At 69.0% G+C, this 12,173-nt stretch carries 12 protein-coding genes; 4 read left to right on the top strand and 8 right to left on the bottom strand.

Annotation, left to right across the window (positions count from 1 at the left end; all coding sequences use genetic code 11):
- Positions 1-29: 29 nt before the first annotated feature.
- From OG972_RS17050 to OG972_RS17030, 5 genes are all read right to left on the bottom strand, one after another.
- On the bottom strand, positions 30-1,058 hold the full coding sequence (locus OG972_RS17050; RefSeq protein ID WP_266982502.1) for a hydroxyacid dehydrogenase: 1,029 nt from the start codon (positions 1,056-1,058) through the stop codon (positions 30-32).
- Between the two features lie 51 nt (positions 1,059-1,109).
- Positions 1,110-1,964: a carbohydrate ABC transporter permease gene (locus OG972_RS17045; RefSeq protein ID WP_266982500.1), complete on the bottom strand. Its 855-nt coding sequence runs from the start codon at positions 1,962-1,964 to the stop codon at positions 1,110-1,112.
- The gene (locus OG972_RS17040; RefSeq protein WP_266982498.1) at positions 1,961-2,854 is read right to left on the bottom strand and encodes a carbohydrate ABC transporter permease; all 894 of its coding nucleotides are present in this window, start codon (positions 2,852-2,854) and stop codon (positions 1,961-1,963) included. The genes OG972_RS17045 and OG972_RS17040 overlap by 4 nt, the downstream gene beginning before the upstream one ends.
- On the bottom strand, positions 2,854-4,182 hold the full coding sequence (locus tag OG972_RS17035; protein WP_266982496.1) for an ABC transporter substrate-binding protein: 1,329 nt from the start codon (positions 4,180-4,182) through the stop codon (positions 2,854-2,856). The genes OG972_RS17040 and OG972_RS17035 overlap by 1 nt, the downstream gene beginning before the upstream one ends.
- Positions 4,183-4,342: 160 nt before the next feature.
- Entirely contained in the window at positions 4,343-5,440 is a 1,098-nt protein-coding gene (locus tag OG972_RS17030; RefSeq protein WP_266982494.1) for a substrate-binding domain-containing protein, read from the bottom strand.
- Positions 5,441-5,606: 166 nt separating this feature from the next.
- On the opposite strand from OG972_RS17030, the gene OG972_RS17025 reads away from it, so the two are divergent.
- Positions 5,607-7,136 (top strand): right-handed parallel beta-helix repeat-containing protein, encoded by a 1,530-nt coding sequence (locus OG972_RS17025; RefSeq protein WP_266982492.1) that lies wholly within the window; start codon positions 5,607-5,609, stop codon positions 7,134-7,136.
- Between the two features lie 21 nt (positions 7,137-7,157).
- On the opposite strand, the gene OG972_RS17020 is transcribed toward OG972_RS17025, so the two are convergent.
- A complete protein-coding gene (locus OG972_RS17020; protein ID WP_266982490.1) occupies positions 7,158-7,931 on the bottom strand; it encodes an SDR family oxidoreductase in 774 nt (257 codons plus the stop codon).
- A gap of 34 nt (positions 7,932-7,965) precedes the next feature.
- Entirely contained in the window at positions 7,966-8,640 is a 675-nt protein-coding gene (locus OG972_RS17015; protein ID WP_266982488.1) for an MOSC domain-containing protein, read from the bottom strand.
- Positions 8,641-8,914: 274 nt separating this feature from the next.
- Between OG972_RS17015 and OG972_RS17010 the strand changes: the two genes are divergently transcribed.
- Positions 8,915-9,805: a LysR family transcriptional regulator gene (locus tag OG972_RS17010; RefSeq protein WP_266982486.1), complete on the top strand. Its 891-nt coding sequence runs from the start codon at positions 8,915-8,917 to the stop codon at positions 9,803-9,805.
- A gap of 86 nt (positions 9,806-9,891) precedes the next feature.
- On the opposite strand, the gene OG972_RS17005 is transcribed toward OG972_RS17010, so the two are convergent.
- Positions 9,892-10,224 carry a WhiB family transcriptional regulator gene (locus tag OG972_RS17005; protein WP_266982485.1) on the bottom strand — a complete coding sequence of 111 codons (333 nt, stop codon included), beginning with the start codon at positions 10,222-10,224 and terminating at the stop codon, positions 9,892-9,894.
- Between the two features lie 414 nt (positions 10,225-10,638).
- On the opposite strand from OG972_RS17005, the gene OG972_RS17000 reads away from it, so the two are divergent.
- A complete protein-coding gene (locus tag OG972_RS17000) occupies positions 10,639-11,250 on the top strand; it encodes a response regulator transcription factor (protein WP_003948568.1) in 612 nt (203 codons plus the stop codon).
- 279 nt (positions 11,251-11,529) lie between these two features.
- Positions 11,530-12,105, top strand: coding sequence for a sigma-70 family RNA polymerase sigma factor (locus tag OG972_RS16995; RefSeq protein ID WP_030084428.1), 576 nt, complete (start codon positions 11,530-11,532; stop codon positions 12,103-12,105).
- The last annotated feature ends 68 nt before the right edge of the window (positions 12,106-12,173 follow it).

Below are 12,173 nucleotides of genomic sequence, written 5' to 3'. Positions count from 1 at the left end.
CAGTTTAGAGGGCTTTCGACGTTCGGGGCTCAGGCCGAGTGCTGCAGGCTCCCGGCGTGCACGGGGTCCGCGAAGGGCAGGCCGGACGCGAACCGCTCCATCTCGTCGAGTGCCCGGTCGGCCATCCGGTGCAGCTCATCGCCCTGCGAGCCCGCGATGTGCGGGGTGAGCAATACATTCGGCAGCTCGTACAACGGCGAGAGCGCGGGTGGAAGTTCGGGATCCGTCACATCCAGCACCGCGTGCAATCGCCCGCTCCGCAGCTCCGCAAGCAAGGCGTCCTCGTCGATCAGCGACCCGCGAGCCGTGTTGATCAGCGTCGCGCCCGTCGCCATCGCCGCCAGCTGCGCCGCGCCGATCAGATGGTGCGTCTCCGGCAGCTGCGGTGCATGCACGGAGACGACCGAGCTGCGTGCGCACAGCTCGTCCAGCGCCGCGAGCCGTGCGCCCAGCCGGGCCGCCTCCGCCGCGTCGACGTAGGGGTCGTACAGCAGGACGTCCAGGTCGAAGGGGTGCAGCAGCTCGATCACCCGTCGGCCGATGCGGGATGCTCCGATGATGCCGACGGTGCGGCGGTAGTTGCCGGAGCCGGCGAGCTCCTTGAGCCAGTCGTGGTCGGTGCGCAGGGCGGCGTAACGCTGCGCGGTCTGCAGCACCCGCTTGCCCGCGAAAAGGATCGCGGCAAGGGTGAACTCGGCGACGGGCAGCGCATTGGCACCGGCCGCCGAGGTGACGGCGATCCCGCGTTCCCAGCAGGCGTCCGTGATGTGGTGCTTCACGGAACCGGCCGCGTGCACCACGGCCCGCAGCCGCGGTGCGCCGTCCAGAACCTCGGCGGTCAGCGGTGTCGCACCCCAGCAGGTCAACAGCACCTCGGCCTCGGCGAGCGCGGCGGCCGTCTCCGGTGTCGGGGCGGCCAGGTCGTGGGCCACGAAGCGGGGATCCGTACGGGTGAGGGCGGCCAGTCGTGTGCGGTGGCGGTCGGCGAGGAGCCGGTCGGCGATGCCGGGGCCCATCGCCAGCAGGGCTTTCGGCCGGTTGTCAGTGGCGTGGGACATGGTGGAACTCGGACTCCTCAAAGGGCGCTCGGCTCAAGGGGCGGGCGACGGTCACTTGACGCTTCCGGCGGTCAGACCCGCCTTCCAGTGCCGCTGCAGGGAGACGAAGGCGACGATCAGGGGGATCACGGCGAGGAGGGATCCGGTGACGACGAGCGGATAGAAGCTCGGCTCGCCGTGGGTGTTGGTGTTCCAGGAGTACAGACCGAGGCTCAGCGGGAACAGCTTGCGGTCCGACAGCATCACGAGGGGGAGGAAGAAGTTGTTCCAGATCGCGGTGAACTGGAAGAGGAAGACCGTCACGAAGCCCGGCATGACCATGCGCAGCCCGATCGACCAGAAGACGCGCAGCTCGCTGGCTCCGTCGATACGGGCGGCCTCCAGCGCCTCGTTCGGGATGTAGCCGGTGGAGAACACCCGGGCGAGGTAGACGCCGAACGGATTGACGAGGACCGGGATCAGCACCGACCAGTAGGTGTTGACGAGACCGGTCCTGGACGCCAGGAGGTACATCGGCAGGGCGAGCGCGGTGGTCGGGACCAGCACGCCCATCAGTACCAGGCCGAACAGCTTCTCCTTGCCCCGGAATTCGTACTTGTCGAAGGCGTACCCCGCGGCGACACAGATCAGCGAACAGACGACCGCGCCGCCGCCCGCGTAGAAGAGGCTGTTGAGGTACCAGCGGAAGTAGATGCCGTCGCCGTAGGAGGCGAGGTTCGACAGGTTCTCGCCGAGGTTGAAGCCGTCGAAGGAGAACGCGTTGCCCGCGAGCAGACCGCCGGTGTCCTTGGTGGCGGCGGTGACCAGCCAGACGAGAGGGAAGAGCATGTAGACGACCGCGAGGACCAGGAAGCCGTTGACCGCCGTCCTGGACATCCAACGGCTCTTAGGAGCTGAGGAGTTCATGCCTTCCTGCCCTTCCGGCCGGTGAAGCGGGTGACGACGAAGGACAGCAGCGCTGCGGTGAGGGCCAGCAGGATGGAGGCCGCGGCCGCGAGGCCGTAGTCGTTGCGTTCGAAGGCCGCGGTGTACGCGTACATGTTCGGCGTCCAGGTGGAGGAGACGGCGGATCCGGTGCCCTTGTTGAGGATCAGCGGTTCGGTGAACAGCTGCAGCGAGCCGATGACCGTGAACAGGGCGACCATCACGACGGAGGCGCGGATCAGCGGCACCTTGATGCTCAGCGCGATGCGCCAGGCGCCCGCCCCGTCGACCGTGGCCGCTTCGAGCACCGAGCGGTCGATGGCCTGCAGCGCGGCGTAGAAGATCACCATGTTGTAGCCGAGCCATTCCCACAGGGCGATGTTGACGACGGACGGGAGCGCGCCCTCGGGGGAGAAGAAGTCGAAGCCGATGCCGCCGGACTCCATGGCGCTGATGACCGGGCTGAGCTGCGGCGTGTAGAGGTACACCCAGATCAGCGCGGCGATGATGCCCGGCACGGCATGCGGCAGGAAGAGCGCGAGCTGGAAGAACCGGCGGGCGCGGGCCAGCGTGGAGTCCAGCAGCAGGGCGAGGGCGAGGGCCCCGATGAGCAGCAGCGGAATGTAGAAGAGGCAGTATCCGAGGAGTACGCCGAAGCCCTCGCGGAACGCCCGGTCGCCCAGCGCCGCCGCGTAGTTGTCGAGTCCGCTGAAGACGGTCTCGGTGCCGCCGAAGCCCAGGCCGGACTGTTTCTCGGTGAACAGGCTGAGCCAGACCGCGTATCCGATCGGCACCACCATCGCCAACGTGAACAGTACGAAGAAGGGCCCCAGCAGGATGGCGGCGGCTCTGGTCGTCCGGGCGCGGTTCATCAGCCTGCGTCCTCGACCTTCAGGCCGCGCTTCTTCAGCTCGGCGACCGTGGCGTCATGGCCCGCCTTGACCGCGTCGGTGATCGTCGTGCCGCCGGCCGCGACCTTGCCGAACTGGTCCTTGATGGTGGTGTTCGTCGTGCCGGTCGTCGGACCCCAGGTCCAGTCGGGGCCGATGGACGCCGCCGCGTCCTCGAACACCTGGTAGATGTCCTCGCCGCCGTAGAAGTCCGCGTCGAAGGCATTCTTCGCCACCGGACGCAGCTCGGCCGCGGCCGGGAAGGCGCTCGACGTGCCGGACTCGATCCGGGCCTTGATGCCGTCCTCGGTGGTCGACATCCAGGTGGCGAACTCGACCGCGGCCTTCGCCTTCTTGCTGGTCTTCGTCACCGCGAAGGTGGAGCCGCCGAGCATGCCGCTGGCCGGCTTGCCGTCCCAGCTGGGCATCGGGGCGACCGCCCACTTGCCGCTCTGTTCGGGCAGGGTGCCCTTGAGGACGCCCGCGCCCCAGGCGGCGCCGAGATAGCCGACGGTGCCGCCGTTCTTCAGGGAGTTGGTCCACTCGGGGCTGAACGAGGCGTTGGCGCGGATCAGGTCGTCGTCGAGCAGACCCTGCCAGTAGTCGGCGACCTTGTTGGTGGCGGCGTCGGTCGTGTCGACCTTCCAGGTGTCGCCCTCGGCTTTGAACCACTGGGCGCCGGCCTGCCAGGCCATTGCCTGGAACGTGGTCGGGTCGTCGGGGAAGAAGGTGCCGATGCGGGCCTTCTTGTCGGCCTTCTTGATCTTCTCGGCCGCCTTGCGGAACTCGTCCCAGGTGGTGGGGACCTCGACGCCGTACTTCTCGAACAGGTCCTTGCGGTAGTAGAAGGCCTGCGGCGAGGCGTCGAAGGGGACGGCCCAGTTCTTGCCGCCGAGCGTCGTCAGCTCCACCGCCTGCGGCAGCAGCTTCTTCCTGATGTCCTCGGTGAAGTACTGGCCTATGTCCTGGAGCGCGCCCTGACTGACGTACTCCGGAAGCTGCGGGTACTCGATGGACACCAGGTCGGGGGCGTTGCCCGCCTTCACCGCGTTGGAGATCTTGGCGTAGCCGCCCGCGTTGCCGGACGGGATCTCCTCGTACACGACCTTGATGTTTTTGTGCGAGGCGTTGAACGCGTCAACGACCTCCTTGGACCCCTTGGCCCAGCCCCAGAAGGTGATGCTGACGGGCTTGCCGTCGCTTCCGGGGGCGGCGCTGTCGCTGCCGCTGCCGCCGCAGGCCGTGAGTACGGCGAGGGCGGTGGCGGTGCCGGCGAGGGCAAGGGACGTTCTGCTCGAACTGCGGCTCACGGCGAGGCTCCTGAACAGGCGACGACATTGGCGTTGGCCGTGATCCTTGAACCAGTCGTGACCGAAGTCAAGAGCGAAAGATTGATTGATCGAAAAAAGATCAAACAAGTTACGTACGGAAGCGGAAGGTGGGAGCTGCGGGAGAGGGTGCGAGGGCCGGTTACGGGAGGGGTGAACCGCACGAGTCGCGGACCCGCAGCTGCGGCAGCAGCGTCAGATGGCGCCGCGGCGCGCCCGCCCCCTCGCCCAGCCGTTCCACCAGCAGCTCGGTGGCATGCCGGCCCACATCGCGTTTGGGTGGCGCCACCGCCGTCAGCGGCGTGTCGGCGAGCGCCGCCACCTCGTCGTCGTACGCGATCAGCGCCAGGTCGTCCGGCACCCGCACGCCCAGCTCGGCCAGGCGCTGCACCACCTGGATCGCGTCCACGTCGTTGTGGATCAGCGCCGCCGTGGCCACCCCCGGGACGACCGCCTCGCGCAGCGCCTGCACCGCCGCCTCGAAGGCGTCGGGGGCCAGCTCCGCCGGTACGGAATCGATCACGTCCTGCGGTGCCCGCAGCCCCAGCACGGCCAGTGCCTCCGCGTATCCGGACCGCACCGCGATCGCTGTCGGGGAATCGGCGCGGGCCATCAGCAGCGGCGCCCCGTGCCCCAGTTCCACCAGGTGGCGCACGGCGAGCAGTACCCCGTGGGCATGGTCCGAGCAGACCCGGTCCAAGCCGTCCAGCCGTGAGCCCGCGGCGGGCCGGCGCTCCAGCAGCACCGTGGGCACGGGCAGTGAGGCGATCCAGTCGCCGAACGCCGCCGGGTCGCCGGGATGCTGCCAGCCGGGCGCGATCAGCAGGCCCTCGGCGCCCGCCGAGAGCAGCCCCTCGGTGCGCGCGTGGTCCTCCTCGGGCCGGTAGTCGGAGATCCGCAGGATCAGCCGGGCCCCGGCCCGGGCCGCCGCCTCGTGCGCCCCGCGGATGACCTCGGCGAAGTAGTACGTCGCTGAGGGTGCGAGCATGCCGAGGACCAGGCCGCTGCCCGCGCCGGCGGCCGTGCCGGAGGTGGCACCGGGGGTCGCGTGGTCCTGTGGCCAGGAGACCGAGCCGTGCACCCGGTCCAGCAGGCCCCGGCCCGCCAGCTCCTCCACGTCCCGGCGCACCGTGACGGGCGAGACGCCCAGCTGGGAGGCGAGATCGGAGACCCGGGCCGAGCCCCGTTCCCGTACCAGCCCCAGCAGCCGGTCATGACGTTCAGCAGCAGTTTCGCGCACGGCAGCAGTCCCCTCGCAGTGATCCGACCTCGGGATCGACCCTAGTCCAGCGTGATCGAACGATGGCAGTTTCGATCATTCAAACGCAATCCATTGACGTTCGATCAATCCGAGTCCAGGATTCCGGCGATGCCGACTCGACCCTGACTGTTCGTACGGAGGAATTGTGAGACATCGCGTCACCGCCGCAGCGCTCGCGGCCCTGACTGCTGCCGCCGGTGTGACCGTCGCGGGCCAGACGGCCGCGCAGGCCGCGCCCACCGGCCGCACGTTCCATGTCGACTGCTCGGCCGACCCGGCCGGCGCCACCGGCAGCAAGGAGCATCCGTGGACCACCCTGGCCGAGGCCGGCGCCCCCACCTACGGCCCCGGCGACCGGCTGCTCTTCAAGCGCGGCACCACCTGCACCGGCACCCTCGCCCCGCGGGGTGAAGGCTCCGCCCGCGCGCCCTTCACCATTGCCGACTACGGCAGCGGCGAGGCCCGCGCGAAGCTCGACGGCGCGGGCGCCCACGACATCGTCCTGCTCTCCAACACGCAGTACGTGCACCTCGGCGACCTGGAGATCACCAACGCCGCCGCCCCCGGCAGCGAGCGCAACGGGGTCCGGCTGCGCCTGACCGACTACGGCACCGCCCGCGGCTTCAAGATCTCCGGCCTGTACATCCACGATGTGCGCGGAGGCGACTACAAGACGGTCTCCGGCTCCAGCGCGATCCAGATCGCGGTCGAGGGGAAGGCGAAGCCCAGCGCGTACGACGGTCTCGACATCAGCCACAACCGCATCGAGGACGTCGACCGCGAGGGCATCTACTTCAAGTCGACGTTCTCCAAGCGCGATCTGGTCGGCCAGCAGCAGGACCCGAACGTCTACCCGGGGGAGTGGACGCCCAGTACCGGCGTGCGGATCCACCACAACACGCTGAAGTCCCTCGCGGGTGACGGCATGAAGCTCGACACCACCAGCGGCGCCCGCGTCGACCACAACAGGGTCGACGGCTTCCAGCTCCGCTCGCCCTCCGCCAACGCCGGTATCTGGACCTTCAACACCGACGACACGACCATCGAATACAACGAGGTCTCGGGCGGCGGAAACACCCATGACGGCATGTCCTTCGACGCCGACGGCGCCTCGCAGAACACCGTCTTCCAGTACAACTACAGCCACGACAACACCGGTGGCTTCCTGCTGATCTGTCCCTACAGCGGTGCCAAGACCATCGGCACGGTCGCCCGCTACAACGTCAGCCGGAACGACGGCGCGCGCCTCATCCAGAACTGCTGGGGTCCGATCCTCGACACGCAGATCTACAACAACACCTTCCACAACAAGGAGAAGGTGCCCGGCTACCTCGTCCAGGACGACGCCGGAAGCCCCGCCACCACCCAGCACGAACTGTCCATCCGTAACAACATCTTCGTGAGCGAGGGCACCGGCGGCTACGCGTTCAAGAACCCGACCCCCGGGCTCTCCTTCGACCACAACGCGTTCCACGGCATCGACATGACCCGCCCCAACCCCGGCGGTATCACCGAGGACCCGAAGCTGCGGGACGACTTCCGGCTCGGCGAGGGCTCGCCCGCCCTGGCCGCCGGAACCGTCATCGAGAACAACGGCGGCAAGGACTGGTTCGGCAACGAGCTGAAGCCCGGCGCCCCCAACATCGGCGCGTACGCGGGCCGCGGCGTCAAGTAATCCGCACACGGTCCGACCGCCCTACTGCGGACCGTACTTGCGGCCTGTCTTGGAGGTGACCCCTCCGAGCAGGCCGCGCGGCGCCACCTTCACCAGCCCCATCAGCGCCTTGTACCGCGCGTCGGGGATCGACACCGACTTCCCGCGCGCCAGATCCGCCAGCGCCGAGGCGACCAGCTTGTCCGCGTCGAGCCACATCCAGCCCGGAATGTTGTCGGTCCCCATCCCGGCGCGCTCATGGAACTCGGTCCGTACGAAGCCGGGGCACAGCGCCATCAGCCGCACACCCGAACCGGCCAGGTCCTTCGCCGCGCCCTGGGTGAACTGAACGACCCACGCCTTGGACGCGCCGTACGTCCCGCGCGGTACGAACGCCGCCACCGAGGCCACATTGACCACCCCGCCCCGCCCGCGTTCCTTCATCCCCGCCGCGGCAGCCGAGGTCAGCCGCAGCACCGCCTCGCAGTGCACCTTCAGCATCTTCAGCTCGTCCGCCATCGACACATCCAGATAGCGGCCCTTGTTGCCGAACCCGGCATTGTTGATCAGCAGATCGACGGGCTGCCGGTGGTCCGTCAGCCGCGCCTCGACCGAGGCGATCCCGTCGTCCTCGGAGAGGTCGGCGGTCAGCACCTCGGCCTCGATGCCGTGCCGGTCGTGCAGTTCGGTGGCCTGTTCCCGGAGCCGCTCGGTGCTGCGCGCCACCAGCACCAGATTGTGCCCGTCGGCCGCGAGACGCCGCGCGAAGGCGGCCCCGATTCCCGCGGTCGCACCCGTAATCAATGCAGTCGTCATACGCGGCACGTTAGTGCCCCGCACACCGCACTGATCACTCGCCCGGTGCCTGCGACTCCACGTACTTCAGGGCGGCGCGCAGCGTCTCGGGATGCAGTGCGTCCCGGGCCATGAGCAGTTCCGGCAGCAGGTCCCGTCGCACCGTCGCCGCCAGGAACTGCATCCGTACGGTGATGTCGTGGTCCGGCCGGTGCACGATCTCGACCGGGTCCCCGGCGCGGATCTCGCCCGGCTCGATCACCCGCAGGTAGGCGCCCGGAGCGGCCGCCTCGGTGAACCGCTTGACCCAGCGCTTCTCTCCGAGGTGACCGGCGAACGTGCGGCACGGAATGCGACCCGACGTCACCTCCAGGACCAGATCGGGTCCGATCCGCCAGCGTTCGCCGATCCTCGCGCCGCTCACGTCCAGTCCGGCGGTCGTCAGGTTCTCGCCGAACGCGCCGTTGGCCAGCGGGCGGCCGAGCGAACGCTCCCAGGCATCGAGATCCTCACGGGCGACGGCGTACACGGCCTGGTCCGAGCCGCCGTGATGGCGCAGATCGCACACCGCGTCCCCGGCCACCCCACTGCCGCCGGTGCCCTTGGGGCCGGGGTCGGTGACCCGCACCGGGCCGTCGGCCGGCTGCTTGCCGATCCCGGTCACGCCGCCGGCGGCGTCGGTGTAGTCGACGGCCTCGGGCCGTCCCGCATTCACAGTCAGCAGTTCCATGCGGCGAACGCTAGTGCCGTGACCGGCCATGCTTGCCCCATGAGGAGCGTCGTCCGGTGCGTGTGATCGCAAGGCGGCCGGACGTCCTTGGACGGGGGTCTCCCCTGCTCGAACGGAGTCGAGAGCTCGGGAAAGGAGCCGCCAAGGCTTTTGGCCGACACGTGCCGGGCGCTGCGACGGGGCAGAGCTTGCCGCGAGGGGCACTGGCGACCCCATCCTCAAAGATGCATGCGAACAATTCACATCCCACCCAAGCTGCCCTTATGGTTGAAGAGTGATCGAAGCCCGTCATCTCCGTGTCCTGCGCGCCGTGGCCGCCACCGGCTCGTTCTCCGCCGCCGCGCGCGAACTGGGCTGCACCCAGCCCGCGGTCAGCCAGCAGATGAAGGCCCTGGAGTCCTCGGCCGGCACCACGCTGCTGATCCGCACAGGCCGCGAGATGCGCCTCACCCAGGCGGGTGAGGCGCTGGTACGTCACGCGTCCGGCATCCTCGCCGGGCTGACCGCCGCCGAGGAGGAGGTCGCCGCGATCGCCGGGCTGCGGGCAGGCCGGGTCCGGCTCGTCTCGTTTCCCAGCGGCAGCTCCACGCTGGTTCCCGGGGCCCTGGCCGCCCTGCGCGCCGCCCACCCGGGGACGAGGGTCTCCCTGGTCGAGGCGGAGCCGCCACGCTCGGTCGAGATGCTCAGGGAGGGTGACTGCGACATCGCGCTGGCGTTCCGCTACGGCGCCTCGGGCGGCGAGTGGGAGGACCTGGTCGTGCGCCCACTGCTCACCGACCGGCTGATCGGCCTGGTTCCCGACGGGCACCGGCTGGCCGGCGCGGACGCGGTGGGGATCGGTGAACTGGCCGACGAGTCCTGGATCGCGGGCTGCCCGCGCTGCCGGCGGCAGCTGGTGGAGGTCTGCGAGGAGTCCGGCTTCATCCCCCGGATCGACTTCGCCACCGATGACTACCCTGCGGTGATCGGCCTGGTCGGCGCCGGTCTGGGAGTGGCCGTGCTGCCGGCGCTGGCGATCGAGTCGGTGCGCCCCAAGGGGGCCCGCACCGTGACGGTGGAGCCGGCGATCGAGCGCGAGATCGTCGCACTGACTCTTCCCGACCTGGCCCACGTCCCCGCTGTGGCGGCCACCCTGGATCAGTTGTCCCTGGCTGCCGCCCGCTAGGCCGGGGTCGGCGCATGCCACTGGCCCGCCCCGCAGACATGCGGTGCAGGAACGTTTCTTCTGTTGTTGTGCGGAGTGCGTAAGGATCAGGTGTGCCCGGATGGGGCGGCCATCCCCGGAGGTGCTGCCGCGATCAGTCGGTTGCGGGCCCGTCCCATGAGCTCCTCGCGCTCGTCCTCGGTCAGTCCGCCCCACACCCCGTAGGGCTCCCGCACCGCCAGGGCGTGCGCTGCGCACTCGGCGCGTACCGGGCATCGCATACAAACCTCTTTTGCCGAGTTCTCGCGGGCGCTCCGTGCCGCTCCGCGCTCACCCTCCGGATGGAAGAACAGCGAACTGTCGACCCCACGGCAGGCCGCCAGCAGCTGCCAGTCCCACAGATCGGCGTTGGGTCCGGGAAGGCGGGAGAAATCTGCCATTGCTTGTCCCCTCGAAACCATGGTGGGTAGGAAACGTCGTTGGCGTTCGTCGTTGGACCGGTGCCCATGACCGTACATCTGTGGTGCTAGTAGATGTAAATATGACTGATTGCGAATCTAGCCACAGACACCAGCAAAAGGGAAGAAAACCGACTAAATGGGGCATACGTTGAAGTGAAAGTTCGGTTGACGGCTTGACGAGCCGCGCCGCTCTCCTCTGTGCACGGTCCCTCACGTAGAGTGCCGAACCCGCGCCGCGGACCCGTAACTCTTTCGAGTGACCATCGTTGAGAGTGCGGAGGCGGTTGGCAGAAAAAGCGATCGGGCAGATGTCCGAGAGCGTCAACCGCACAGGTGACGACTTGTACCAGCCTGGAGGCTCAAGGTGACGCGCATCAGCTGCGGAGGACGGTCATGACATCCGTCCTCGTCTGCGACGACTCCCCGCTTGCCCGAGAGGCGCTCCGTCGCGCGGTTGCGACCGTGCCCGGCGTTGAGCGTGTGACGACGGCGGCCAACGGCGAGGAAGTCCTCCGCCGCTGGGGGGCCGACCGTTCGGATTTGATTCTGATGGACGTACGCATGCCCGGTCTGGGGGGTGTGGAGACGGTCCGGCGGCTGCTCTCCGCCGACCCCGGGGCCCGGATCATCATGCTGACCGTCGCGGAGGACCTGGACGGTGTCGCGCTCGCGGTCGCCGCCGGTGCCCGCGGATATCTGCACAAGGACGCCTCCCGCGCGGAGCTGCGGGCGACCGTCACCCAGGCGCTGGCCGATCCGACGTGGCGGCTCGCCCCGCGTCGGCTGCGGTCCGCCGAGATGGGTGCGGCGCCCACGCTCACTGCGCGTGAGATCCAGGTGCTCGAAGGGATGAGCCATGGCCGTTCCAACGCGGAGATCGGGCGCGAGCTCTTCCTCTCCGAGGACACGGTGAAGACGCACGCCAGACGGCTGTTCAAGAAACTCGGCGCCTCGGACCGGGCGCACGCCGTCGCGCTCGGCTTCCGCTGGGGCCTGGTCCGCTGATGACCAGCCATGACCGGTAGTCGGCCGCTTCCCCGTCCGCACTTCGGCGGACGGGGCGACGGGGGCGGCATGACGCCGATCGGCTGCTCGGCAGCCTCGGTATGTGACGCTTCCCGGCCGATGACGCATCCTTGAGATGTGGAGTTCCTCGGGAACGATTCGGTCGAGCGGAAGGGGAGGGCGCAGGACATGACTTCCGGCGCACCCGCTCATAACGCTTCGGTGCACAACTACGGACGCGGTGCCGCGGATGAAGCGGCGTCGAGGCACCATGGTCCGATGCGCGACGACGAGACGACGGTGATCGGTGCTCTGGTGCACCGTGCCGTCGACGGCGACGCCCAGGCCACCCATGATCTGCTGGCTCATGTCCACCCCCTCGCGCTGCGCTACTGCAGGTCCCGGCTGAACCGGTTGCCCGGTGATGCTCGCCACTTCGTGGAGGACCTGGCGCAGGAGGTCTGTGTCGCGGTGCTGATGGCGTTGCCGCGCTACAAGGACACCGGCAGACCCTTCGAAGCTTTTGTCTTCGCCATCGCCGGCCACAAGGTCGCCGATCTCCAGCGGGCCGCGATGCGGCACCCGGGGTCGACGGCCGTGCCCTCCGACGAGATGCCGGAGCGGCCGGACGATTCGCTCGGGCCCGAGGAGCGTGCGCTGCTCAGCAGCGACGCGGCCTGGGCCAAGAAGCTCCTCGCCAACCTCCCGGAGAACCAGCGTGAGCTGCTGGTTCTCCGGGTGGCGGTCGGTCTGACCGCCGAGGAGACCGGACAGATGCTCGGCATGTCGCCGGGTGCGGTCCGGGTTGCCCAGCACCGCGCACTGAGCAGGCTGCGCGCCCTCGCCGAGCAGTAGAGCGGCGTCGGATTTCCTCGTACGCAGGTTCCGTACGAAGCTACAGAACCTCTAGGTGATCTTGATCG

It is taken from the genome of Streptomyces sp. NBC_01669, assembly GCF_026339735.1.
GTDB lineage: Bacteria > Actinomycetota > Actinomycetes > Streptomycetales > Streptomycetaceae > Streptomyces > Streptomyces yanii.
The sequence above is the reverse complement of the archived record's forward strand: the minus strand, read 5'-3'. Positions and strand labels throughout refer to the sequence as shown.

What these genes read in the sequence shown, in the direction of transcription:
- OG972_RS17050 (WP_266982502.1), bottom strand. Translation starts at nt 1,058, where the DNA reads ATGTCCCACGCCACTGACAACCGGCCGAAAGCCCTGCTGGCGATGGGC.
- OG972_RS17045 (WP_266982500.1), bottom strand. Translation starts at nt 1,964, where the DNA reads ATGAACTCCTCAGCTCCTAAGAGCCGTTGGATGTCCAGGACGGCGGTC.
- OG972_RS17040 (WP_266982498.1), bottom strand. Translation starts at nt 2,854, where the DNA reads ATGAACCGCGCCCGGACGACCAGAGCCGCCGCCATCCTGCTGGGGCCC.
- OG972_RS17020 (WP_266982490.1), bottom strand. Translation starts at nt 7,931, where the DNA reads ATGACGACTGCATTGATTACGGGTGCGACCGCGGGAATCGGGGCCGCC.
- OG972_RS17015 (WP_266982488.1), bottom strand. Translation starts at nt 8,640, where the DNA reads ATGGAACTGCTGACTGTGAATGCGGGACGGCCCGAGGCCGTCGACTAC.
- OG972_RS17005 (WP_266982485.1), bottom strand. Translation starts at nt 10,224, where the DNA reads ATGGCAGATTTCTCCCGCCTTCCCGGACCCAACGCCGATCTGTGGGAC.
- OG972_RS17000 (WP_003948568.1), top strand. Translation starts at nt 10,639, where the DNA reads ATGACATCCGTCCTCGTCTGCGACGACTCCCCGCTTGCCCGAGAGGCG.
- OG972_RS16995 (WP_030084428.1), top strand. Translation starts at nt 11,530, where the DNA reads ATGCGCGACGACGAGACGACGGTGATCGGTGCTCTGGTGCACCGTGCC.